This is a genomic window from Bradyrhizobium sp. Kon58, from assembly GCF_055807455.1.
The window spans coordinates 200,395-224,369 of the sequence record NZ_JBVVOT010000010.1; the positions used below are offsets into that span (position 1 = coordinate 200,395).

At 58.7% G+C, this 23,975-nt stretch carries 24 protein-coding genes and 1 pseudogene; 10 read left to right on the forward strand and 15 right to left on the reverse strand.

What is annotated here, in order from left to right; genetic code table 11:
- Nucleotide 1 precedes the first annotated feature (1 nt).
- Both AC0L20_RS19360 and AC0L20_RS19365 read left to right on the forward strand, forming a co-directional pair.
- Nucleotides 2-544 carry a MarR family winged helix-turn-helix transcriptional regulator gene (locus AC0L20_RS19360; RefSeq protein ID WP_473290858.1) on the forward strand — a complete coding sequence of 181 codons (543 nt, stop codon included), beginning with the start codon at nt 2-4 and terminating at the stop codon, nt 542-544.
- Nucleotides 541-1,245 (forward strand): SDR family NAD(P)-dependent oxidoreductase, encoded by a 705-nt coding sequence (locus AC0L20_RS19365; RefSeq protein ID WP_473290860.1) that lies wholly within the window; start codon nt 541-543, stop codon nt 1,243-1,245. Before AC0L20_RS19360 ends, AC0L20_RS19365 begins: the two co-directional genes overlap by 4 nt.
- 6 nt (nt 1,246-1,251) lie before the next feature.
- Here the strand turns inward: AC0L20_RS19365 and AC0L20_RS19370 are convergent, their stop codons facing one another.
- The 3 genes from AC0L20_RS19370 to AC0L20_RS19380 all read right to left on the reverse strand — a co-directional run bounded on the left by AC0L20_RS19370 (nt 1,252) and on the right by AC0L20_RS19380 (nt 3,888).
- A complete protein-coding gene (locus AC0L20_RS19370) occupies nt 1,252-2,241 on the reverse strand; it encodes a quinone oxidoreductase family protein (RefSeq protein WP_473290863.1) in 990 nt (329 codons plus the stop codon).
- Between the two features lie 31 nt (nt 2,242-2,272).
- Nucleotides 2,273-3,028 carry an IclR family transcriptional regulator gene (locus tag AC0L20_RS19375; RefSeq protein WP_473290865.1) on the reverse strand — a complete coding sequence of 252 codons (756 nt, stop codon included), beginning with the start codon at nt 3,026-3,028 and terminating at the stop codon, nt 2,273-2,275.
- Between the two features lie 83 nt (nt 3,029-3,111).
- Nucleotides 3,112-3,888 carry an enoyl-CoA hydratase-related protein gene (locus AC0L20_RS19380; protein ID WP_473290867.1) on the reverse strand — a complete coding sequence of 259 codons (777 nt, stop codon included), beginning with the start codon at nt 3,886-3,888 and terminating at the stop codon, nt 3,112-3,114.
- Between the two features lie 365 nt (nt 3,889-4,253).
- On the opposite strand from AC0L20_RS19380, the gene AC0L20_RS19385 reads away from it, so the two are divergent.
- Both AC0L20_RS19385 and AC0L20_RS19390 read left to right on the forward strand, forming a co-directional pair.
- Complete coding sequence (locus AC0L20_RS19385; protein ID WP_473290869.1) at nt 4,254-5,090, forward strand: NmrA family NAD(P)-binding protein; 837 nt, start codon at nt 4,254-4,256, stop codon at nt 5,088-5,090.
- 144 nt (nt 5,091-5,234) lie between these two features.
- Complete coding sequence (locus AC0L20_RS19390) at nt 5,235-6,761, forward strand: class I adenylate-forming enzyme family protein (protein ID WP_473290871.1); 1,527 nt, start codon at nt 5,235-5,237, stop codon at nt 6,759-6,761.
- 10 nt (nt 6,762-6,771) lie between these two features.
- Here AC0L20_RS19390 and AC0L20_RS19395 read toward each other — a convergent pair whose 3' ends face one another.
- Nucleotides 6,772-7,143, reverse strand: coding sequence for an NIPSNAP family protein (locus tag AC0L20_RS19395; RefSeq protein WP_473290872.1), 372 nt, complete (start codon nt 7,141-7,143; stop codon nt 6,772-6,774).
- A 157-nt stretch (nt 7,144-7,300) separates the two neighbouring features.
- Between AC0L20_RS19395 and AC0L20_RS19400 the strand changes: the two genes are divergently transcribed.
- Entirely contained in the window at nt 7,301-8,494 is a 1,194-nt protein-coding gene (locus AC0L20_RS19400; RefSeq protein ID WP_473290875.1) for an ABC transporter substrate-binding protein, read from the forward strand.
- 107 nt (nt 8,495-8,601) lie between these two features.
- On the opposite strand, the gene AC0L20_RS19405 is transcribed toward AC0L20_RS19400, so the two are convergent.
- The 4 genes from AC0L20_RS19405 to AC0L20_RS19420 are packed head-to-tail and all read right to left on the reverse strand — an operon-like array spanning nt 8,602 to nt 12,906.
- A complete protein-coding gene (locus tag AC0L20_RS19405) occupies nt 8,602-9,789 on the reverse strand; it encodes an acetyl-CoA C-acyltransferase (protein WP_473290939.1) in 1,188 nt (395 codons plus the stop codon).
- Nucleotides 9,790-9,805: 16 nt separating this feature from the next.
- Complete coding sequence (locus tag AC0L20_RS19410) at nt 9,806-10,960, reverse strand: acyl-CoA dehydrogenase family protein (RefSeq protein WP_473290877.1); 1,155 nt, start codon at nt 10,958-10,960, stop codon at nt 9,806-9,808.
- A 16-nt stretch (nt 10,961-10,976) separates the two neighbouring features.
- Nucleotides 10,977-12,158, reverse strand: coding sequence for an acyl-CoA dehydrogenase family protein (locus AC0L20_RS19415; RefSeq protein ID WP_473290880.1), 1,182 nt, complete (start codon nt 12,156-12,158; stop codon nt 10,977-10,979).
- Between the two features lie 10 nt (nt 12,159-12,168).
- Nucleotides 12,169-12,906 (reverse strand): SDR family oxidoreductase, encoded by a 738-nt coding sequence (locus AC0L20_RS19420; protein WP_473290883.1) that lies wholly within the window; start codon nt 12,904-12,906, stop codon nt 12,169-12,171.
- A 202-nt stretch (nt 12,907-13,108) separates the two neighbouring features.
- Here AC0L20_RS19420 and AC0L20_RS19425 point away from each other — a divergent pair, with 202 nt between their 5' ends.
- Nucleotides 13,109-13,618, forward strand: a complete 510-nt coding sequence (locus AC0L20_RS19425) for a winged helix-turn-helix transcriptional regulator (RefSeq protein ID WP_473290885.1) — start codon at nt 13,109-13,111, stop codon at nt 13,616-13,618.
- 7 nt (nt 13,619-13,625) lie between these two features.
- Here AC0L20_RS19425 and AC0L20_RS19430 read toward each other — a convergent pair whose 3' ends face one another.
- The 4 genes from AC0L20_RS19430 to AC0L20_RS19445 form a co-directional block, all read right to left on the reverse strand.
- The gene (locus AC0L20_RS19430) at nt 13,626-15,170 is read right to left on the reverse strand and encodes a class I adenylate-forming enzyme family protein (RefSeq protein ID WP_473290889.1); all 1,545 of its coding nucleotides are present in this window, start codon (nt 15,168-15,170) and stop codon (nt 13,626-13,628) included.
- A gap of 65 nt (nt 15,171-15,235) precedes the next feature.
- Entirely contained in the window at nt 15,236-16,003 is a 768-nt protein-coding gene (locus AC0L20_RS19435) for an ABC transporter permease (RefSeq protein WP_473290893.1), read from the reverse strand.
- A complete protein-coding gene (locus tag AC0L20_RS19440; protein ID WP_473290897.1) occupies nt 16,000-16,749 on the reverse strand; it encodes an ABC transporter permease in 750 nt (249 codons plus the stop codon). Before AC0L20_RS19440 ends, AC0L20_RS19435 begins: the two co-directional genes overlap by 4 nt.
- 11 nt (nt 16,750-16,760) lie before the next feature.
- The gene (locus tag AC0L20_RS19445; RefSeq protein ID WP_473290901.1) at nt 16,761-17,555 is read right to left on the reverse strand and encodes an ABC transporter ATP-binding protein; all 795 of its coding nucleotides are present in this window, start codon (nt 17,553-17,555) and stop codon (nt 16,761-16,763) included.
- A 358-nt stretch (nt 17,556-17,913) separates the two neighbouring features.
- On the opposite strand from AC0L20_RS19445, the gene AC0L20_RS19450 reads away from it, so the two are divergent.
- The 4 genes from AC0L20_RS19450 to AC0L20_RS19465 all read left to right on the forward strand — a co-directional run bounded on the left by AC0L20_RS19450 (nt 17,914) and on the right by AC0L20_RS19465 (nt 21,624).
- The gene (locus AC0L20_RS19450) at nt 17,914-19,020 is read left to right on the forward strand and encodes an HlyD family secretion protein (RefSeq protein WP_473290904.1); all 1,107 of its coding nucleotides are present in this window, start codon (nt 17,914-17,916) and stop codon (nt 19,018-19,020) included.
- The gene (locus tag AC0L20_RS19455) at nt 19,007-20,593 is read left to right on the forward strand and encodes an MFS transporter (protein WP_473290942.1); all 1,587 of its coding nucleotides are present in this window, start codon (nt 19,007-19,009) and stop codon (nt 20,591-20,593) included. Before AC0L20_RS19450 ends, AC0L20_RS19455 begins: the two co-directional genes overlap by 14 nt.
- Before the next feature lie 102 nt (nt 20,594-20,695).
- Nucleotides 20,696-21,319 (forward strand): TetR/AcrR family transcriptional regulator, encoded by a 624-nt coding sequence (locus AC0L20_RS19460; protein WP_473290907.1) that lies wholly within the window; start codon nt 20,696-20,698, stop codon nt 21,317-21,319.
- A gap of 77 nt (nt 21,320-21,396) precedes the next feature.
- Entirely contained in the window at nt 21,397-21,624 is a 228-nt protein-coding gene (locus tag AC0L20_RS19465) for a helix-turn-helix transcriptional regulator (RefSeq protein ID WP_473290910.1), read from the forward strand.
- A gap of 136 nt (nt 21,625-21,760) precedes the next feature.
- Here AC0L20_RS19465 and AC0L20_RS19470 read toward each other — a convergent pair whose 3' ends face one another.
- The 3 genes and pseudogenes from AC0L20_RS19470 to AC0L20_RS19480 form a co-directional block, all read right to left on the reverse strand.
- Complete coding sequence (locus AC0L20_RS19470; RefSeq protein ID WP_473290913.1) at nt 21,761-22,756, reverse strand: hypothetical protein; 996 nt, start codon at nt 22,754-22,756, stop codon at nt 21,761-21,763.
- Nucleotides 22,753-23,550 (reverse strand): lipase family protein, encoded by a 798-nt coding sequence (locus tag AC0L20_RS19475; RefSeq protein ID WP_473290915.1) that lies wholly within the window; start codon nt 23,548-23,550, stop codon nt 22,753-22,755. Before AC0L20_RS19475 ends, AC0L20_RS19470 begins: the two co-directional genes overlap by 4 nt.
- A gap of 320 nt (nt 23,551-23,870) precedes the next feature.
- Nucleotides 23,871-23,975: pseudogene (locus AC0L20_RS19480) on the reverse strand (succinyl-CoA--3-ketoacid-CoA transferase); the annotation flags it as partial.

Consider the following 23,975-nt stretch of genomic DNA (forward strand, 5'->3'; position numbering starts at 1 on the left):
CATGACATCTTCTCTAGAACTTGGCGCACTGAAGCAAGGTCGCAGTGGGGAACGATCGGCTCAAATACGTCTGCTTCTTGAGCGAGCGTGCGCCAACGCCGTTGAGACCGCGGAAAGAGAGTTGGCCCGGTCACAGCTTCCCCCGTTGGCGGTGCGGGACGCTCTGGAAGTGCTGGCCCGTAACGCCGACAGAGAACTGCGTCCCTTGGACTTTGAGAGGCTGCTAGAGATCCCGCAGTACTTGGCGTCACGCCTCATTAAAAGACTCGTGCGCGACGGGTTTGCCGTCCAAGTACCACATAAGAACGATCGCAGGAGTTCTTGCGTGAAGATCACGAAGGCCGGCCTCGAAATGTCCGCGCGGATGGCCACGCCCTATTCGATTGCGCTCCAAAAGAGCATTGGAGCGAAGCTTTCCACGGAGGAGGCACAGTTGCTATGCGCTCTTCTTGACCGGATCGGGACCCCCCAAAAGGGCGACCCCGCGTTCACTCGTTTTAGACGCGCGCCAAGAGGCGCGCCCAAACTTGGGAAACAATTATGAACGGCAAACCTATCGCGTTCGTGAGCGGCGTCGGCCCCGGAACCGGCTCCGCAATCGTCAGACGTTTCAGTCAAGAAGGCTACCGCGTGATCGCAACGGCCCGAACGACGGAGAGAATTTCAGAACTCCAAAGAGAGCTCCCGGACGTGCATGCGATGGCTTGCGACGTGACCGACGAAAGTCAGGTAGCGCAAGTCGCTGCAGCGATCAGGGCGGACTACGGTGCGCCTCACGTACTGGTGCACAATGCAGTCGGCGGGGCTTTCGGGAACTTCCTGACTGTCGACCCGTCCTTGATGGAGCGCAATTTCAAGGTCAATGCGATGGGCCTGTTGCATCTAGCTCGCGAATTTGCCCCCGCGATGATTGAGCATGGAACCGGAAGTATTTTGGTGACGGGAAACACCTCTTCGATCAGGGGAAAAGCCAACTTCGCTGGCTTCGCCCCTACGAAGGCCGCTCAGCGGATATTGGCCGAAGCCATAGCCAGAGACTGCGGCCCGAAAGGTATTCACGTCGCCTATTTGCTGATCGACGCGGTCATCGATGTGCCATCGGCTCGCCAGCGCCATCCGCAGCAGCCGGACGATTTCTTCATAAAGCCGTCGGCTATCGCCGATGAGCTCTGGCATCTTCATTCGCAGCCGCGGTCCGCGTGGTCGTTTCTAACCGAGGTCCGACCATTTCGTGAAAACTGGTAACGCCGCTCAGGCATCCTCCCACGGGTGCAACACGATCTTGCCGGTCGAACGGCGTTCTTCGATCAATCGGTGTGCTTCTGCTGCTTTAGAGAGCGGAAACGTCGCTCCGATCTGTAGTGATAGCTTGCCCGAAACTACGTATCCCACGATCTCTTCCAGCATCGACTTTACGAGTTCCGGACGCCGGAAGAAGCCGCCCAAGAAAAAGCCGGTAATCGAGTGATTTGAACCGGTAAGGCGTTGGGGGTCGATCCGAACGCTCTCTCCGCTCGCGAGACCATAAACGACCATGCGTCCAAATACGCCAAGAGCGTCTAAGGCTCTCTCCAGCGTGGGGCCACCGGTCATTTCGAGAACGATGTCCACGCCGGCGCCACCGGTGAGGGCCTTAACCTCGGCCGGCCAGTCGGGTTTCGTATAATCGATTGCCGCATCAGCACCCAACTGCAACGCGAGGTCGCGCTTTGCCGCGGAGCTCGCTCCCGCAATAACCTTGCCGGCACCGAAAAGCCTCGCGAGTTGCACCGCGAACGAGCCCACGCCCCCGGCGGCGGCCTCGACGAATACACTTTCGCCTCTGCTCATTCTCGCAGAATTTCGCAGTGCGAACCCGGCCGTGAGCCCTTGAATGACCAGGGAAGTCGCCTGATCGGCGCCTATTCCAGGCGGAAGCGGGATTACGGAGGCGGCAGGCACGGAGACGTACTGCGCGTATCCACCGCGCCTCGGTGTGGAGTAAACGAGGCTATCCACTTCAATACCACGAACGTTGGGACCCACGGCGGCGACGCGTCCCGCGATCTCGCCGCCAGGCGTGAACGGCAGGGGAGTTGGCTCCGGATAATCGTCGCCGCGCCTGCGGAGGACGTCCGCAAAATTCAAGCCGACTGCCTCGACCTTGATCAGCACTTCACCGTCTCCCGCGACCGGATCCGTGACTTCCTCATAAGTTAGAACGTCCGGGCCACCGGTTTGATGAAATCTGACGGTCTTCATGGCTACTCCGATGATGGGATCGAACGGGAATTCAGGCCTTGGCGAGCCGCGACGAAATCTCGGCTGCCGCACCTCTAAGGCGGGTCGAGATCTGAGGGAGCGTGCTTCTGCTCATCCGGCCGGACCAACCAGAAACGCTGATGGCACATACGAGCTCTCCCTCGGCATCCAGGACTGGGACGGCGTGCGACATGATGCCGTCCAACGCCTCTTCGTAGTCGCAGCTGCCGCCCTTCCTTCGGATGTAGGATAACTCTCTCACGAGCGTAGCGAGACTGGTGATCGTCTTACGCGTGAATGGCCGCATGGGACGTTTACGATAGAGATCGATGACCGCTTCGTCGGGCTGGTACGCCAAGAGAAGCTTACCGATGGCACTGGCGTAGGGCGCAGGCGGCGGAGATTGGACGATCTCCTTGTACCGCGTGTCGCCTATGACGCTGTCGTAGATGACCACATCCCCGTTACGGAGCTCTCCAAGCGAAATTTGCTCATCCATTTCCCTGGCCAGCCTGACGAGTGAATCGTGGGCTGCTTCGCGCAACAGCCCCGCTCGACGGTCCGGATCCGCTAGTTTGAAGAGGCGATACCCCAAGGAATAGCAATCGTCGCCTCCTCTGCTCAGATAGCCCATCTCGCAGAGAACGGAGAGCAACCGAAAAGCCGTTGCGGTGTGCAAACCGGTAGCGTCCGCGATCTCGATCAGCCGCAGCGGATCAGGACTTCGGCGAACGCACTCCAGCAGCATGAAGCCGCGAGATATCGACCGATTCTCGTAGATCGACATTTATCACCCGAACAGGGGACTCACGTATCACGCTTCTATTTTTGAAGCTAGTATAATTTGCCGGTGATCTGGTGCCTGGTATTTCACACCTTGGAAAAATCAGGTGCCCTTCGTTCCGCGAACGCAGCGAAAGCTTCCCGCGCCTCAGCCGTAACCAGACGCTCTTTAAAAATTTTCGCCTCTTCGGTCATCTGTGCGGCCATCCGCGAATGTTCGCGCATCAGTGCCTTGGTTTTGGCGAGAGCTCCTACCGGCCGCTTGGCTAGTACGGCCGCGGCTGCCGATGCACGCGAACGGAGTTCGGCAATCGGCACGACCTCGTTCGCAAGCCCTCGAGCCACAGCCGTGGCCGCGTTGAGGGGCTCCCCCAACGCGAACATGGCATACGCCTGAACGTAACCGAGGCGCGCCGGGAGCAGATAGCTTGACGCGGCCTCCGGCACCAGGGCGAGGTTGACGAAGGGAGTTATGAGGCGCGCGTTCTCAGCCAGATAGATCAGATCGCAGTGAAGCAACATCGTCGCCCCCACGCCAACCGCGTTCCCCTGCACGGCAGCGACAAGCGGCTTTGTCGCGCTCGCGATGATCTCGGTGAACCGGAACGCCGGACTTTCTTCACCGTCCTCCTCTTCCGGAGCTTCCGCCTGAGCTTTGAATTCGTCGAGATCGTTGCCGGCGGTAAAGCTGTCCCCATCGCCTTGAATCAGAATGACCTTGATCCCCGAATCCTTCTCCGCACGTTCGAGCTGGTCGGCAAGAGCCGTGTACATCTCTCCGGTCAAGGCATTCTTCTTCTCGGGACGCGAGATCGTCAAGGTCAATACGCCTTCGGACTCGCTGGCCTTCACGAAACTCGTCAAACGCATCTCCGTTGCTTTACTTCGATCTTTCGTAAGGTCGGACCGGCAGGCCTGGCAACCGAGCCGCCGGCGTGGCGTCGATAGTGCAATATGATCGCTCGCTTCCCGGAGGAAGACCAAAAAGAGTTCACGTTCTCATTGGATGAGAATTGCCCGGTCGAACGACGTTTTCAGCACGTGAGAACGACGAAGTGTACCTGCCACACTTCGCCGACCAATCGGCTACATGACCCGATCAGCTTTGACACTCGACGACGGGCGCCGCCGACGTCGCAGCGCGGAGACTCGGGATCCTCTTGTCGGTCGTCGAGACCGCCACTGGCGGGTGGACACCGTTGACGTGAAAGCGCGAGGGAGGTGCATCAGTGGACGACATCACGCTAGTCATCGGAGCGTCCGGACTCGTTGGATCCGAGGTTTCCCGGCTATTGCGATCGGAAGGTCATCGAATCCGGACGGCGACCAGCAAATCGCCCTCGGACTCGGACACCGTCATGGTTGACGTCGTCCGACGAGTAGGCCTGAAGGAAGCGTTCAAGAATGTGACGAAAGCATTCCTCATGGCTCCTCCGGGGCATTCGGACCAACACGCACTTTTGTCCCCCCAGATTCGGGAAGCCAAGGCCGCTGGCTTGAAAAAGGTCGTGATGCTTTCGGCACCGGGTGCCGGCGACAGGAACGAGACGCCGTTCAGAAAGGCAGAGATCGAATTGGAGAAATCCGGCCTGGACTATGCCATCCTCCGTCCGAACTGGTTCATGCAGAACTTCACAAGCTATTGGCTGAACGACATCCGGAAGGAGCGAAAGATATCCCTTCCCGTTGGCTCAGCGCGCGCCAGCTTCATCGATACTCGGGACATCGGTGCGGCCGCCGCCGCGCTCCTTACGTCTGCCAGGGATCGGTCCGGAATTCTCGAACTGACCGGCCCGGTCGCGCTGAACCACTCGGAAATCGCGGACGAGATTTCGGAGGCCACCCGTAAGCCAGTTCGCTTTGTGGATATCCCACCGTCGGCGTTCGAGTCACGGTTGTTGGGGTTCGGTGTGCCAGACTCCACCGTTGATTACTTGTCGCACATCCTGGCGCAGCTCAAGGAGGGGCATCGGGCGCCGGTTACCTTCACATTCGAAGAGGTTGTTGGACGCAAGCCAAGGTACTTCTCGGAATTTGCTAGGGATCACCGCAAACATTGGAGCTAACCGCCGGGAGCTGGGCCGATGTACCTCCCTGCGGCCGATTTCAGGCCGCTCATTCTCACCTGACGAAAACCGGCACGCTCCGTTCTGGACGACCGTCGGCGGTGGTTGCACGAACGCTCGAACAATCTATGCCGGGAGGAACGGATGGGCACGCCAGATCTGACACGTATCACACGAGTTGGGAAACTCGTCGACAGCGCCGCTGAGCGATTCCCGGACGCCATCGCAATTGTCGATGGACCATTGAAGTGGACCTGGAAGGAGCTGGGCGTTGCCGCATCGACGGCCGCCTCGGCAATCGAAAGCCGAGGAGTTCGGCCTGGCGACCGGCTGATGATCGTGGGCGAGAATTCATTCGAACTGGCAGCGCTCTATCTCGCGGCCGCACGCGAAGATGTCTGGCCTATCCTTATCAATGCGCGACTGTCGACCCGGGAATTGGCGCAGATACGCGATCACGCGCTCCCGCGACGGACAATCTACGTCACAGCCACCTCCGATGAGGCGTCCTCGCACGCGATCGCTCATGGCACGGAAGAACTGAATATTCCGGGCCTTCAAGGTCTAAGGATTTCTCGGCTCGTCGACAGTCATTTCGAGCGCTCGCACAAGGCTGCCGCGGAGCAAGTCGGTGTGCTTCTCTATACGTCCGGCACGACCGGAGCCCCTAAAGGGGTCATGCTGAGTCATGCTTCGCTCTTGGCCGTCACGAGCCAAGTGATCTCGACACAGGCTGTACGGGCGGACGATCGGTTCTACGGTATCCTTCCGTTTTCCCATATTTACAGCCTTGTTTGGGTACTCCTGACCGCATGCGCGTCGGGGGCGAGCATTTCGATCGCTCGACGGTTCGATGCGGCCGACGTTCTTTCTCTTCTCCAAGACGGCAGTGTCACGCGCCTCCAAGGCGTCCCGACTATGTTCGTGAAGATCGTTGAGGCGCTAGGCGGGCGACCGCTTGAAGCACCCCATTTGCGTCAAATTCTGACCGGAGCTGCCCCGCTCGATCTCGCGTTGAAGTCGGCGATCGAGACGGCGTTCCGCCTGCCGCTGGGCAATGGCTACGGCATGACCGAAATGGCTCCGACGATCGCGACCACCCGGTTCGACGAGAGACGAACAGATACGGCCAGTGGCCTTCCTCTACCAGGCGTCGAAGTTCGCCTTGTGACTCAAGGCAGGGAGATCGAAGGTACAGGCGTTGGGGAAATCCTGACGCGCGGACCGGGACTTATGCTCGGATACTACAAGAACTCTGTTGCGACATCCGATGCTCTATCGAACGGTTGGCTGAAGACGGGCGATCTGGGCATTCGGGAAAGCGACGGCGCCATACGCATCATCGGCCGCAGCAAGGATGTGATCATTCGCTCGGGCTTCAACGTCTATCCGGAGGAAGTCGAGGCCGTGTTGACGTCTCATCCGGCCATTGCAATTGCGGGGGTCGTCGGCCGACGACGCAATAGCGTTGACGAAGAAGCGATCGCATTCGTGCAGCTCGTCGCCGGGATGGACTGCTCGGAGGCTGAGCTTCGAGACTACGCGGCAGAGCGTCTGACCGCTTACAAGCGTCCGAGCGCTCTGGTCAAAGTCGAAGCAATGCCGCTCAACACGACGGGTAAAGTATTGAAGACGAAGCTTCGCGAGTTGGCCGCGAAGCTCCCATCTTGAGCGGCCCCATTCACTTGATGGGCGAAAACGGAGTCGGGCTCAAAACCCAATTGTACTGCGATTGGATCATGGGCATTAGCGTTTCGCCGGCCTTGATGAAGCGCTCATCCTTGATAAGCGATTGACGTCTGGCTTGCCGGTCTTCGAAGTCCTTGTAGCCGCGAAGCGCGAATACTTGGTTCAGTTCGCCCACCTCGCTGGTGAAGTATCCGAGAAGCGGTCCTTGATGTTCTTCGAGAACCGGAACCAGCTTCGTGAAGTCCTTGAGGTACGTGCCGAGCGCGCCCGGCCTGAGCGTGTAGGCCCTCATTTCTACGATCATTTGTTTTCCTCCTTGCGTGTTGGTCATCCACGTTTCGCCCAATGCCTCGATCTCGTCCAACGAAGCGCGGCACATTTCTCACTCAGTGAAAACGAATCGGAGTTCGATTTTTGCTGGATGAGAACCAAGCGCAATGCGCATGTACTTCGCGTTGCCCATGGGCTTCCAGATCCTCTCACCGCGTTGACTTGCGCGGCTTTTTTGGGAGGACCACTTTATGCGCTATTCGATCGTCGCACTGACGATTTTGTTGTTTGCCAGTCCTGCGTCCGCGCAGATTTCCGGTGGGGTCGTAAGAATCGGTGTACTCACCGACATGAGTGGCCCTTACGCGGACAACACCGGATCCGGATCCGTTCTGGCCGCCAAGATGGCGGCCGATGATTTCGGCGGAAAAGTCGCGGGCGTTCCGATCGACATCGTTTCGGCGGACCACCTAAACAAGCCTGACGTCGGTATGGCTCGCGCGCGCCAATGGTTCGACCAGGATGGCGTCGATGCCATCGTCGATGTGCCTGGATCGGCTATCGCTCTGGGCGTCCAGCAGCTCGCGCGAGAAAAGAACCGGGTGCTTATCGTCTCCGGCGGAGGCACATCCGATCTGACGGGGGCCTCATGCTCGGCGACCTCCATACACTGGACCTGGGACACGTACGCGTTCGGCAACGGCCTCGGAAGCGAAATGGTAAAGCGCGGATATGGTTCCTGGTTCTTCTTGAGTGTGGACTACGCTCTTGGGCAAGCTCTAGAGCGCGATGCCACGAATGCGGTGAAACGGGCCGGCGGAACGGTGGTTGGAAGCGTCCGACATCCGATCAACACCGCCGACTTTTCGCCCTTCGTCCTTCAGGCACAGGCGTCGAAGGCGAAGATCGTGGCTCTCGCCAACGGCGGCGCAGACACGGCCAACGCCGTTAAACAAGCCCACGAATTCGGGCTCGTCGATGGTGGTCAGCAACTCGCCGCATTGGCCATGCAGATCCACGATACCCGCGCGCTAGGACTTGACCTCACCCAGGGCATGATCGTTACACAAGCCTTTTATTGGGATCGTGACGATTCCACGCGCGAATGGTCCGAAAGATTTCGCGCAACCCAGGGGAAGATGCCGACCGATTTTCAGGCTGGTCTCTACTCGGCTATAACGCACTATCTGAAGGCGATTGCGGCTCTGAAATCAGATGAAGCGAAGTCGGTAGTCGGGAAGATGAAAGAAATGCCGGTTCAGGACTTCTTCGCACCAAACGGGACGATCCGCCGCGATGGCCGCATGGTGCACGACATCTATCTGCTGGAAACGAAAACGCCTAGCGAATCCCGGCGCGACTGGGACTTTTATAAAGTGCTCGCGACCATACCCGGCGAGCTCGCTTTCAGGCCTCTCGCAGAAGGCGGCTGCCCGGACCGGTGAGCGCATCTTGAGACTTACGGCCGCCGCCAAGCAGCCGCTTACTTTCGATCGATACCTCGATCGGGACAATGCTTGCCCCGATCGAGGTCGGAACGACGCCAATGGCTCTAGTTAGCGATTTCGAGCAAACCCGCTGCGCCCATGCCGCCGCCGATGCACATTGTGACAACGGCGTATTTGGCCTTCCGCCGACGCCCTTCGATGAGGGCGTGACCGGCTAGGCGGGCGCCCGACATGCCGTAGGGATGACCGATCGCAATCGCGCCACCATTGACGTTCAGCTTGCTTGGATCGATGCCGAGCTTATCGCGGCAATAGATCACCTGAACCGCGAAAGCCTCGTTGAGCTCCCACAAGCCGATATCGTCCACGGTCAACCCGTGGCGCTTGAGCAAGCGCGGAACCGCGAAGACGGGACCGATACCCATCTCGTCGGGCTCGCATCCGGCAGTCGCGAATCCTCTGAACACTCCCAGCGGCTTGATGTTCCTGCTCGCGGCGACCTTGTCGTTCATGATCACCATCGCACTGGCCCCGTCGGAAAACTGGCTGGCATTACCACCGGTAATGCAGAAGCCAGGCCCTTTGGCCGGCTTGATCTTCGCCAGCCCTTCCAAGGTCGTTTCCGGTCGAGGGCCTTCGTCCACCGAGAGAGTTACCTCATGATACGAAACCGCCTTCGACTCCTTGTCTACGACGGCCATTTTGGTCTTGATGGCTGCCAGCTCATCGTTGAAACGACCGCCTTGCTGTGCCGCAGCGGAGCGACGCTGGCTTTCGAGACTGTATTCGTCCTGCTGATCGCGCGAGATACCATAGCGCTTTGCGACGGTTTCGGCCGTGTCCAACATCGACATGTAGACGTCGCCCTTGATGGCAACGAGTTCCGGATCGGTCACATGGAACGAGTTCATGTGCTCGTTCTGGACGAGACTGATCGATTCGCCCCCTCCTCCAATGACAATGTCGGCCCCATCGAACAGGACGGAACGCGCGGCGGTAGCGATCGCCTGCAATCCCGAGGCGCATTGCCTATCCACGGTTGTTCCCGCGACGCTTACGGGAAGACCGGCTCTCAGGGCGGCTTTGCGAGCGATATTCATACCCATCGTGCCTTGCGGCATCGCGCTGCCCATCACCACATCCTCGACCTCGCGGCCGTCGACCCCCGCCTTCGAAACGGCAGCGGAGATCGCATGCCCGAGAAGAGTGGCGCCCTCGGTATTGTTCAGCGCGCCCTTCCAGGCCTTGCCGATCGGCGTACGCGCGGTCGAAACGATTACGGCTTCTGTCATCGCCTTCAATCTCCTCTCAAAGAGCTACTGTGGCTTCCTGCCTGTCTAGACTTGCAAAGCGACTCAGATGGAAAGCCGGATCCCCGAACTGGACGTCGATGGCTGCGATCCGTTTGAAATAGTGGCCGACGCTGAGCTCATCGCTCATGCCCATCCCGCCGTGAAGTTGAATCGACTGCTCACCGACGAAACGGGCGGCATAGCCGATCTTCGACTTCGTCCCGGATGCCAAACGCGAAACCGTGGATTCCTGCCGTATCAGGCTGAGATTCAGGTGTTGCATCAGCGACAACGATTCCTGATGGGCGATGAACATGTCGACCATGCGATGCTGGAGCGCTTGAAAATTACCGATGGTCGTACCGAACTGCTTGCGCGTCTTCGCGTATTCCAACGTCGTCGCGTTGAGTTCGGACATGATTCCGACAGCTTCCGCGCAAAGCGCCCCCACTGCTAGATCCCTGCATGCGTCGAGCGTCTCCCCGCCATTTCCTTCCAGACCGAGCAGAGCGGACGCCGGCACCTTCACGTCCTCGATCGAGATATCTGCCGCTCTGCGTCCGTCTATGGTGCGGAAGCTTTTGAGATGAAGGTTCGCGGATCTGCGGTCAACGATGAAGAGGCTAATGCCATCCGAGGATCTTTTCGGACCGGACGTACGCGCGGACACGATGAGCTTGTCAGCCCACGGAGCCGCCGTGACCGCATTCTTGCTGCCGGTGATGATATACTCGTCGCCCGACCGACGGGCGTGCGTGGCAACGCTGTGGATGTCGTAACGCCCCCCGCGTTCCGCCCAAGCCAGCGCCCACCGACTTGCCCCCGATCCGATCTTCTGCAGATGCTCTTGCTTCTGGTCCGGCGTACCGCTCCGCTCGATGAGCCCGCCAGCCAAGATGACCGTCTCGAAATAAGGCTCGACGACAAGCCGCTTGCCGAACTCTTGCATGACCACCATCGCGGTAATCGCGAAGTTTCCCAGTCCCCCGAACTCCTCCGAGAATGGAGCCGATAAGAGGCCCAAGTCCGCGAATTGCCTCCAGACCTCGGGGCTATAGCCGAGCTCATCCGATACGATCTTGCGTCGATCGTCGAAGCCGTATCGATCGTTGAGCAGCCGCTGAACTGTGGCCTGAAGCAGCGCCTGCTCCTCGTTGAGTTGAACGTCCATCGTTACGCTCCGACGATTACAGACCGAGCACGGCCTTCGCGATGATGTTGCGCTGAATTTCGTTCGAACCGCCGTAAATGCTGAGCTTCCGGGAGTTCAGGAATAGCTCCGAAGCCGTATGGCCATATTTCGGCCCTGGCAGTTCCCTGTTTGAGCTCGCCGGATGCTCTCGCAGCGAAAGGCCGTCGTTACCTATTGCTCGATGCGTCAGGTCGGTGATTCTCTGAAATATCTCCGTCCCCCTGATCTTGAAGAGCGACGCCGCCGGCCCTGGATCTATGCCTCGCGACATCTGCGAGACGATGCGCAGCTCTGTCGCTTCGAGTGCCAACAGATCCAGCTCGACTTTGGCGATTTCGCGCATGAATTCCGCATGCCCAGGATCGTCGACGGGTATTTCGATTCGAGCGATCTGCTTCAACCGCTCGAGATTACGCGTAGACTTCCCGATACCTGCCATGCTCGTCCGCTCGTTTCCGAGGAGATACTTGGCGTACGTCCAACCTCGATTCGGATCTCCGATCATGTTCTCGGCAGGGACGCGCACGTCCTGAAGGAAGACATCGTTAACCTCGTGCGAGCCGTCGATCGTGATGATCGGGCGCACGCTGACGCCGGGCGACCTCATATCGATCAACAGGAACGATATTCCCTCTTGCGCCTTGGCGGCCGGATCTGTCCGCACAAGACAGAATATCCAGTCAGCGTGTTGCGCAAGCGTGGTCCACGTTTTGTGTCCGTTGACGATATAGTGGTCCCCATCGCGCACGGCCTTGGTTCTCACGGATGCCAAATCCGAGCCGGAGCCGGGTTCGGAGTAGCCCTGGCACCACCAATCTTCTCCCGACAGAATACGGGGAAGGAAACGCTTCTTCTGCGCCTCGTTCCCGTACGTATAGATGACCGGACCGACCATCGTCACGCTGAACGCCAAGGGCGGCAGCACACCGGCGCGCGTCGTCTCCTGCTCCCAGATGAACCTCTGGGTCAGGGACCAGCCAGGCCCTCCGTACTGCTTGGGCCAGAGCGGAGCGATCCAGCCCTTCTCGTGCAGGATCCGATGCCAGAGCAGCGACTGCTCCTTGCTCAGATCCGTTTCAGGATTCGGAACGCGCATCTCTTCCGGGTAATTCTGCGCGATGAACGATCGTACCTCATCGCGGAATGCGACGTCCTCTGCCGACAGCTCCAATTCCATGAAGAGCTTCCTACCACTTTTCGCCGAACGGTCGGATCTCGTGCTCGAATGTCCAGGCATCTCGGGGTTGCTGGTAGAGCTGCCAATAGGATTCCGCGACGGCGGCGGGACGCATCAACCTGTTGGGATCTTCCAGGGCCTGAGCGCCTTCCCGCTTCGTGATGAGCTCTCGAACCCATTCGGTATCGACCGACGAGTCGATTATCAGATGCGCGACATGGATGTTTTGTGGCCCGAGCTCGCGGGCCATGGCCTGAGCCACGGCGCGCAGGCCGAATTTCGCGCTCGCGAAGGCTGCAAACCCCTTGCCTCCCCGTAGACTCGCGGTTGCGCCGGTAAAAAAAATGTTGCCCTTGCCGCGAGCAAGCATCGCCTTCGCCGCTTCGCGGCCCGCCAGAAAGCCTGAATAGCAGGCCATCTCCCAAACCTTGCGGAAGACCCGTTCGGTTGTCTCCGTTATCGGGAAGTTGACGTTCGCGCCAATGTTGAAGATGCAGACCTCCAGAGGGGCGTGACTGTCGGCGTCCGCAATGAACTTCACGACCTCGTCTTCTTTGCGCGCATCGAGCCCGCGCCCAAACGCGGTCCCCCCGCTCGCCTCGATCTCGTCGATGAGAGGCTTCAGTTTCTCGCCTTGCCGTCGACCGACGAAGACGGTGAAACCCTCCGCTGCGAATTTCTTGGCGATTGCTCCCCCGATGAAGTCTCCGGCACCCACGACGGCCACGGTCGCATTGCGCTTTTGCACGTTGATCCTCCTGTGGATTGATTTCCGGAACTGTCTATGCCCAGCGAGCGCGGACTAAGCCCAGCTTAAGCCATCACCGACGATCTCTAAAGTTCTATTTTCGAACTGTCAAATCAAAACCCGGAACGAAAGTCTTGTAAGGACCCGCGCATCAAATTAAATTGTGAAATCAACGCGCCCACGCGCGGATTCGGAGAACGCAATGAGATGGGACGAACTTGAGGAGCAATCCTGCTCCTTAGCCCGTACGGTGGGCGTCATTGGCGATAGATGGACCCTATTGATTCTTCGGGAATGCTTTCTGAGGGTCAGGCGCTTTGAAGAGTTTCAGGCAAAGCTTCGGATCACACGTCATCTTTTGGCCGACCGCCTGAAGAAGCTCGTTCGCTATGGCGTCCTACGGAAATCTCCGTACCAGAACTCGCCGAAGCGCTACGAATACATTCTCACCCAAAAAGGCCTCGACCTTTATCCGATCTTGATGTCGCTCGTTCATTGGGGCGACATTCACATGGTCGACGAACGAGGTCGCCCGCTTCTTCACGAACACAAGAACTGCGGAAAGATGTTCGACCCGATCATGATCTGCTCGGAATGCAAAGAGCCGATCTACGCCAAGGAGGTTCGCACCCACCCTGGCCCCGGTGTCGGCAAGTTTCCGAATCCCCAGCCCTCGAAGACAAAAGAAAAATCCAGACGCCGCGCCGCCTGAGCCTCCACTAGGCGTTGATGGATTCCCGCAGCTTGTGCTTGAGCAGCTTGCCGGTGGACGTGGCAGGTAGCGCCTTCATCAAGATGATTTCTGCAGGCCGCTTGTAAGGCGCGAGTTGCGGCCGAAGGAACTCGGACAATTCCTCCGCCGAAATCGCTGAGCCCGCGACCATCTGAACGAACGCCACCACCTCTTCGTTTCCCTCCACCTTCTTGCCGACGACGGCGCACTGCACCACAGCGGGGTGTGAGCTGAGCACCGCCTCGATCTCCGCCGGGTAGACGTTGAAGCCCGACCTGATGATCATCTCTTTCGTGCGACCGACGATGAACATCCGACTTCCCTCGAACCGCGCCAGGTCACCCGTATTGAACCACCCGTCGCGGTCGATCGCCGCCGCGGTCGTGTCGGGCGCGCGGTAGTAGCCTCGCATGACGTTTCGGCCACGGACGTGAAGCTCGCCGATCTGCCCGTCAGGCACGTCGGCGCCATTCGAGCCCACGAGCTTGGCTTCCACGCCCGAAATCAACGTTCCGACGGAATGATCGTCGCGGCTCATGTCAGGCCGCACTCCGGAGATTCCCGGGGCGCATTCGGTGATTCCGTACCCGTTCAGAAGAGGAATACCGAACTCGCTCTCTACGCGACGCTTGAGGTCGACGTCGAGAGGGGCTCCCGCGACCGTCGCTACTCTGAGTTTGCCACCCTGCAGTTTCGCCTTGCCGGCCAGGTCCTTGTACTCGAGCAGTTTCTGGTAGGTAGCGGGAACGCCGTTCAGCACGGTTACCCCCTCTTCGGCCAAGGCTTGTGCCAGGGCCGCTGGATCATAGCGGCCGACCAACTTGGCGCTTCCTCCGACCAGCAATGTCAGAATCAAGAGCGACGTGCCGACGATATGAGAGATCGGGAGGACGAGATAGTTCAGGTCCTGCTCTCCGATCGTCCAGAACCTCGCCGTCTCTGACGCACTGATCAGAAGGTTCTCGTGCGAAAGCATGACCCCCTTCGGAACGCCGGTGGTACCGGACGTATAGATCAAAACGGCGATTTGGCCGGCACCTGACTCGTCGACCGACTCCGGTCTGACTTCCTCGTTCAGAGGAGTCCGTCCGATTTCAGAAAGTGATGCGATCGGTCCGACGAAGGCGTCGTACGTCGCTGCGTGAGCGGCGGCTTCCTTCGATACCCGGGTGGCGAAGAATACGCGGCGGGCGCCGCTATGCGTCCGTATCTGCTCCAGTTCGCGGTGCGTGAGCCTCGGGTTGGCCACGATCGCCCAGGCATCGATACGACTGGCGGCGAACAGCAGACCCACAAGGGCAAGACTGTTTTCCGCCACGATCATCATACGATCTCCGGGGCGTATCCCCAGTTCTCGCAGGGCGACCGCAACTTCTTCGACCGACCGGCTGAGGTCGCCGTAAGTCCAGACTACCGCCCCCTCGACCAAGGCGACGCGATCCGGGTCGGTCTTCGCATAGTGGGAAAAGGCGCCATGAATGCGTAACGGTAAGGGCTGCCCATCGGTCATCGTTCCGCGCACCGAGCTCATCGACGTTCCCTCGAAAAGACTTTTATAGCCGGACTATACAGTTCTTTTATGGAACTCGTAAAGTGCTATCGCGCTCTGATCTGCCACCGAAGCACTCGACGCTCCAGTACGCTCATCGCTGAAGCAGTCACGTAGCCCAGGAGTGCCAACAGAACCACGCCGGCGAATAGATCTGCCGACCGGAAGCTGCGGGCCGATAGCAATATCCATTGCCCGAGGCCTTCCAGACCCGCCAGCATTTCGCAGACCACCGAGAGAATGAGCGAGACCGTGAGGCTGAGTCTCATACCCGACAGAATGTCAGGTGCCGCCGAGGGCAATGCGATCATGGCTGCCGTTTGCAGGCGATTCATGTCGAGACACCGCGATACCTCGTACAAGCGCGGTTCGACGGCCGCAAATCCGTGGACTGTCGCGAGGAGCATTGGCCAAATGGAGCCGAATGCAATCACCGCCAACGCCATACCTTTCGTCAGGCCGAATAGCGCGATCGCGATGGGAATGAGGGCCGAAACCGGTAGCGGCCGAATGAAGTCCAGTGACGGCGCCACGTAAGTACGCATTCGATCCGAACTGCCGATGGCAGCGCCTAGCGCGACCCCCACGACGGAAGCTGCCAGCCAACCAAAGAACATATGCTCGCACGTTCCTCCGAACTTGGTTGCCAGATCACCAGATCCGAAGCCACGGACGAGGGACGCCCAAGTGCGTAAGGGGGACGGCAGGAATGCGGGCGAGACGAGGCGGTAGTCAGCGACGAGTTGCCATACCCCGACGAATGCCACGGCGATCGCGATGCTGGCCGTTCGCCAAAGAACTGCCGCGTATGTCATTTCTGCCGCGCTCGAGTAGAATTAGGGTCGAAGAAAAGACGTTGCGCCACGAAGAGGCCGTCGTTGAGGGCGTACCCGACTACGCCGATCCAGACGAGATATGCGAGCATCAGGTCAGGCCGCAATGCTTGTTGGGCCGCCATGATCCCTGCCCCGAGTCCCATCGGATTGATCGTTATTTCGACGGTCACCGAAACGATGAGGGCTACGCCTGCAGCCAGCCTAAATGCCAGAAAGATCGTAGGAAGCGAGGCCGGCAGGACGACTTTGAATATCTTCGCCAGATACGACAGCTCGAGAACGCGCGACACCTCGATCAGGCCAGGCTCGATGCTCCGCACTGCGGTTCTACTTAGGACCATGAGCGGCCAGAAGCACGCGAAGGCCACGACGCAGATCTCCATGCGGTAGCCGAACCCCAACGCGATCAGCGCTATGGGCAAGAGAGCTATTGGCGGAATCGGTCTGAGACACTCGAGCGTGACTTCCAGAAGACGGTCGGCGGGCCTCGCCATCCCCAGGACCACGCCGACCAAGAGACCGGCACCGCCTCCCGCAGCAAGTCCCCCGAATGCAGCGGCTAACGTATCGACAGTCGCACCGAGTAACGTACCATCTCCGATCGCCTTCAGAAGTGCGACGATGATTGCCGAAGGTGGGGCCAATGCATCGCTTTGCAAGTGAGAGAACTCCGCCCATCCTTCGAATGCAAGCAAGGCTATCGCGGGCAACAGGACGCCTTTCACGCGACTCGTATTCACTTTTCGGACGCCTTGATGAAGTCGAAAAGCTCGCGTCGAAGGCGAAGAAATTCCCCGCTTTCCCGCGTTGCCAATTGGTCGCGCGGTTTCGGGAGCGCGATCGGAACGTCGATCCCGATCCGCCCGGGATGCGGAAGCAGCCCGATTACGCGGTCCCCGAGGTAGATCGCTTCCTCGAGATCGTGCGTCACGAAGATTACCGTGGCTCCGCTTCCCCGCACCAGCGCTAGAACCTCGTCCTGCAAACTTTGGCGGGTCATGGCATCGAGGGCGCCGAAAGGCTCGTCCATCAACAACGCCTTCGGGTTCTGTGCTAGGCACCGCGCAATTTGCAAACGCTGCTGCATACCACCCGACATTTCGGACGGATATTTTTCGGCCTGTTGCGGTAGGCCCACGGTCGCCAGCAACTTCTCGATTCGATCGGCGCGCTGAGACGAGGGGATGCCTGTCGCCTCCAATGCCAGCGACACATTTCCGTAAGCCGTTCGCCAAGGCAGCAAGGCCTTGCCATAATCTTGGAAAACGACAGCGAGATCTCTGCTCGGCCCCCGAAGACGCGCTCCGTTCATCATTACGGATCCGCGGGACGGAGTGTAGAGACCGGCAGCGAGCCTTAGCGCCGTCGTCTTGCCGCCACCTGATGCGCCGACGACGCAAACGAACTCCCCAGGCCGTACCTTGAGCGAAATGTCCTCAAGGATAGTCCGGCCTCCGAGGTCGAGCGTGACGGAATCGAATACGAATTCCGCGCCCGGACTAGCCCCCGCAGTCATCTCCTGCCTCGACATCTGGGCGATGTTTTTGCAATCGCCTACCCTTTGCGATCTGATTTATAGTTCTTTTAAGGAACCCGCAAGTGACGGACATTGGTTGTCTCATTTTGCCGCAGGCGTAGACGATCTAGAGAAGCGGCCTTGCCCTCACTGAAATGTGTATGACGACCCACGATGGCCTCTTCAATCGCTTCATAATTTGAAGTAACTAGGCGGTGAATTGCAAGTTGTGACGCCCGAAGGGCCGCCCGATGCGTTCCCCGGATCGTATCGGACTAGCATTTTCATTAGGCGGGGTTTTCCGATGCGCCAGCGATAGCTGGTCGATCGATCTAGCCTGTGGCGGAACACAAACGGAACACTCAGGCAAATTATGACTCAAGCGGAGACTATCAGCACAGCTCCTTCGGCGTCCGCGTCAACATGGCGGCGGCTCGCGATACCGGCTCTCGCCGTGACGGCTTCGCTTACGCTGGTCGCTTTGGCGACGCTGCGATGGGATTCGTGGATTTCAGAGATGGAATCGCAGTCGACGAATGATGCTTACGTTCGCGCCGAGATGACGAGGTTGAGCAGTCGCGTCGCAGGCGCCGTCAAATCCGTCAACGTCGTCGATTACCAGCATGTGAAGGCCGGCGAAGTGCTCATAGCGATCGATCCAGCTGACTATGAAGCGCAAGTGGCACAAACCGATGCGAACGTTGTGAGCGCGAAAGCGACCCTCGATAATCTCTCCAATCAGATCGAGCTCCAATATGCGACCATCGCGCAAGCGGTAGCACAGCGGTCGTCCGCGGAGGCGATGGAGACGGAAGCGCGTCAGGAACAGGAACGGCAGCAGTCATTGAGCGAGTCCCAGTCCGGCACCCGACAGAAATACGAGCAGGCGATCGCGGGCTATGCGAAGGCCCAGGCCGACGTCAAAGCAGCTTCGGCGCTGATCGCCGCGCAAAAGCATCAGATCGAAGTTCTCAACGGCATGAAGGAGCAAAGGAAGGGCGACTTGCTGGCCGCCCAAGCAGCGCTCCAAGCGGCTAAATTGCGGCTCGGCTATACGACGGTGGTCGCCCCTTTCGACGGGATCGTCGGTGAACGACAAGTTCAGCCAGGAGATTACGTCAATATCGGAAGCAACCTAATCAACGTCGTCCCGCTGCCCAATGTTTATGTCATTGCGAATTACAAGGAGACGCAGCTGACCCACATGAGGCCAGGGCAGCCAGTCGAGATCGTGGTGGACACCTTCTCTCGCCAGAAGCTGAGAGGAAGGGTCGAGCGAGTTTCTCCTGCCAGCGGCTCCCAATTCGCACTTCTCCCTCCTGACAATGCGACCGGCAACTTCACCAAAGTAGTTCAACGTGTGGCTGTCCGTATCGGATTCGAACCGGGGCAACCGCTCGTCTCCAAGCTCCTGCCCGGCATGTCTGTGACGACCAACGTCGATGTTCACGGTGCGCGGGGGATCGATGGCGACAACTAAAGTTGTTGAGTGCGGTCCCGTATCTCGAGGCAAGGTCTCCCAGCGACCACTTTTCGCGGTGGTCGCCGTCCTTCTCGGGGCTTTTCTGGCCAGCTTCGATTCACGCTTGTTCTCTCTCGCGTTGCCAGATATCCGCGGCGCTCTGTCGCTTAGCGTCGACCAGGGCGCTTGGTTCAACACGGCGGGAACGGCCTCGCAGATCTTCATCTCCTCGGCCGTCGCTTGGATTGCGACCGCCTTCGGCGTGCGACGAGTGCTCGTGATCCCTAGCCTCGTCTATGCGATGATCTCGATCATCCTTCCGCTCATGCACGATTTCAGTACCCTTCTCCTTCTCAACGTGATTAGGGGCTTGTTGCTCGGCGCCTTCGTGCCGACGACCCTTCTCGTGATTTTTCGGACCCTTCCGATGCAATGGTGGATCGTGTCGATCGCCATTTTCTCCATACGTGTCGGCTTTTCGATGAACTTTGGGGAGACACTGGTCGGCTACTTCATCGATCATGCCGGCTGGCAGTGGATCTACTGGCAAGACGCTATCATCGCCCCGTTGATGGGACTTGCCGTCTATCTCGGCACCGAGAACGAACCGGTCGACCACGGCCTGGCGAAGGACGCGGATTGGGGCGGAATGCTCCTCCTGGGCAGCGGCATGGCGATGGTCTACGCCGGCCTTGACCAAGGAAATCGCCTCGATTGGCTGAATTCCGGTCAAGTGACGATGCTGTTGGCCTGCGGTGCGGTCCTCGTCGCCGGATTTTTCGTAAACGAAGCGCTGGTGACTAAGCCGTGGGCAAGCGCCGACGTGATCCTATCGCGGAACATCGGCCTCGCGCTGGCAATCACGCTTCTCTATACGCTGACGAGTTTATCAAACTCCAGTTTGGCGCCCGGCTTCCTCACCAACGTCGCTCAGCTCAGGTTAGAACAGTCAGGGCCCCTTTTTCTGATTTGCGCCGTCGTTCCGATGATTTTTCTTCTGCCGGTCACGGTCTACGTTCTCAAACGGTACGACGCGCGCTTGTCCCTTATCCTTGGCCTGTCCGCATTCGCTTGCGCGGGCCTGTTGGGAACACAGCTCACGAGCCAATGGCGGCTGTTTGACTTCGTTCCGATGGTGCTCCTTCAAAGCGTCGGGCAATCCTTCGCGCTCTTCTCGATCGTAATAATCACTCTCTCAAATTCGAACCCCGCCAGATCGACAGCGTTTGCGGCCTATCTTCAGGTGTCGCGCTTGGGAGGAGCGGAGATCGGCATATCGCTGATGGCGACGTTCCTGCGGATTAAGGAGCAGATTGCGTCCAACCTGTTGGGGCTGAATATCACTCGGGGGGACGCGGACGTCGGTCACGTCCTTAACCTTCTCACCAGCAAGTTCACACCGATCGGCATCGGATCCGCATCGGCGCGGGCAACGGCGACTTTGGCGGCTACTGCCGCGCGAGAGGCCAATACTCTCGCTTATGTCGACGGCTTTTGGCTGACTACCTGGTTCGCCATAGCGGCACTAATTCTGGCCGCCTTTATTGGGCCACCACCACCGGGCCCATTTTCTCCCCCATCCGTTAAATGACGGCGGGCTGTTCCGATCTGGCTCGTCCCCAATCCATTTAATCTATGCCTCTCAACATTTGAAGTGATAGCGTTCGGTCGGACTCTATTCCGAGGAGCGTATATGGGCAGATCAGACCGGGAAACGGCCGAGCGCAACAGGGCAAAAGTCGTGGAGATGGCCGCCCGCCTCTTCCGTCAGCATGGGGTGGGTTCCGTCAGCATCGCCGATGTCATGACGGCCGCTGGCCTGACGCAGGGCGGCTTCTACAGGCACTTCGGCTCGAAAGATGCCTTGTCGGCGGAGGCCTGCTCCCTCGCTTTCAACGCAACCGTCGAAAATTGGCAGAAGTTCGACGGCCATTCCGCGAGCTGCAGAGATGCCGCGGGCGATCTCGCGGCCCAATATCTAGCGCCCAAGCCTGCCGAGCGAGCATGTCCGATGGTCTCCTTCAATCAAGAGGCTACCGTCAACAAGGAGAACAGATCGCTCGGACGGTCGTATGCCGAGGGAGTGAAAAAACTGTTTGATTTGTTCGGGAGCGCGACGGGTAGCGACCCCGATGATGGCGAAGCTCGGCGACGAAATCTCGTGCTCTTCGCGTCCTTGGTGGGCGCCAACGTCTTGAGTCGTGCTTTGGGCAAGGACGACCTTGCGGATGAGCTGAAGAGTTCGGTCTTGGAGAATGTTTCCAGCCCTACTGCTCGGTCCGGCGGCCGCGGTTGGGGGAAGGCGAAGAGGTCCTGACGACCCTCTTCAGCCAAGGCACATTATACGCTCCTGCGTATGGAAACAACGAAGCTTCCGATGCTTCATCGGAAGCAATGGCAAGGGATTCGCAGAGTACGCCCGTCGACTTTCTAGCCCGCAATGTGCGGAGGCTAAGACTCGAGCGCGGGCTTTCGCAGGAGAAGTTGGCCGCCGAGGCCTCCACGCGGCAGGCGCTGATCAGCAATATCGAGGCGGGCTCAGGAAATCCCACGCTTCAAGTCCTCATCCGAGTCGCTCGCGCGCTCAAGGTGGATTTCGCTGAACTGTTCGTCTCTTCGTGAACGGTCGCGTCGGCCGCGTCTCTATCGGCGCTCTTTCACTCTATGTAAGCAGCTTTGAGAGCAGGATCCAAATCGTAGCGAATATCCTTGGTTCACCAGGTCACATCGCTGCGGCAACTGACAGCTTTGCCCGCATTCATCTGAATTGAATTGGGTCGGTCTCGAACTGTCTTCTGGTGACATCCCAGAAATCGCGCACGAGCCTGTCTTTAGCGACGAACAAATCCAGCTGGTTTTCCGGAACCTCATTCGATTCGTTTTTCTTGAGCTCCTCGGTTGCCCTGTTCAATTGGTGCCGTATTCTTTTGCTGCTGACGAGTTGTTCGGACCAATCGACCTGCTCTTTATCTCGCAGGAAACCATCGTCTCCAAGATCGTAACCGTACATTTTCGCCATCCAGTAGGCGTAGAACATTCCATAGTACGGCTTGTCCTCCTCGGACAGCATGTCTGCGACCTCGGCCAAACGGGTTATCAGCCGATCGGCACCAGCGACGAAGTCCCAAAGAGCGGCCTCTTCTTCAAACTTCTTGGTTGAGCTATTCAGGAACGATTCGAATATTTCTTTGTCGGTTTCGTTCAGATCCCCGATAACAAGATAGTCGTCGAGAAAGCCGAGCCATCCGTCAAGGATATCGTCGGAATACCAAAGTACGTGTTGAGAAAGAAAGGAGGCGAAACGTCCTTCGGTCTGATTGCGAACACGGGGCACGGTGATTTCTTTGAACCCGAGATCTACCCCGACACGCTTTGCGAGAAATGCCACGGAAGTGTAGCTGTAGTACTTCAGATAGCGGCGTGCGCCTTCCGACCACAGAAGTTGGCTTAGTTCGCCGTGAATGGACTGGCGCACCTCATTCAACGGAAGGTAACCGGTTTCGATCGCCAGCTCGTATAGCTGATAGAGCGTAAGGGCCTCGTCGAAAGAGTCTCGGATCTTGCCTTCGCTTTCGTAGATGGCATCCTTCCAATGCGCCCTTAAGAGCGTTTTGAGCTCGCGTTGGCTCTTGACCTCGGAGCGGCTGCCGGCCGCGGGTCGCTTGCCAATTACTCCCCATGCCAGCTGCCCCCTTTCGCTCCATCGGCCATGCTTCAGAAAATCGATGCGCGCTTTCAATTCGCTATCGCTCATCGGAGAGCTCTCAGTTCGTCGATAACCGCACCCTGGGTGTTCGCGCCAGCATTCGCGACCTTCACCATGGCTCGATGATCCATGGAGGTCGTGCACTCGGAGTTATCTTCCCACGAAACCATGGTGCTTCCGCCGACCACATGATCATCCGCGCCGAGGATGATCCTCGTTGGGCCGAACTTTCCTTTGCCGTGAGTTCTTATGGTCTTGCTCCACACGTGCAGCATTTGGAGCTCCGGATTCTCCGGCTTAAGCGCATCTAGAATACGAAACGAGCCTGGCATCAATGAAGCCGGCTTTCCCTTCGCGAAGTCGACGAAACGCCCGAGCCCGCCCAAGCCCGCCAAGTGGCTGCCATTCAGGGGACTGCCGAATAACACGGCCTTCCTCAAAGCGTCGGCCATCCCTTTGGGTTGCAGGCTGATCGCGCAAAGCAATTGCCGGACACCAAGTGTCCCCAGCGAATGCGCAAAGATGGCGAGGTCCTTGTAGGCGTTCCGCTCGAAAGGGGGTTCTTGTTTCGCTGCCTTTTCCCATTGCGACGCGATGATCTGCGCGATCGCCATGAAGGTACCTATCGAATAGGTCTCGTAGCCTACGAACAGATAATCCCATTTGGCGAGATTCAAGTCGCCGTCGGCGTGCTCAGTGAGGTAGTTCGCAAGCTCCCCCCAGGTACTTAGATAGCTCCCGCGAAAGCCGTGCACGAAAATAACGAGCCCCTCGTTGGCTAGGTCCTTTCTCCGGACGTAAGCCCAATGTTCTTTCTGCCTGTCGAAGAATTCGCGTGCCACGAAAGCTCCTCCGAGAATCGATTTGCGAAGATTGCCTGGCCCCAGTGCAGAACGCCGGATCGACCCATTGCCCTCTGCGGCCGCAATGCTCAAAAAATGGTACGCAATGGGGTACGCGCGTAAATTGACGTTTGGAATATAGTCGCGTACCGGCAGGACCGCAAATGCCGATCCAGGCTCGCGCTCCCTAAAACGTCACAAGATCGACGTACCGTTTGGCTCTATCTCCAGTCGCGAATCGCAGCTCAGCCGAAAAAGGTCGCCTAGTACTGATCCGCGGGAGTAGCGCCAATGCAAGCGAGCGGGCTTCCGGGGGTAGTTCACGTGTTCTTCAACGCGACGCGAAACTCGGCTTCGGTCTTGGCCTTGACCTCGTCGAGCGAGACGCCGTCGGCGAGCTCGATCAGGGCCATGCCGCCGCTGCC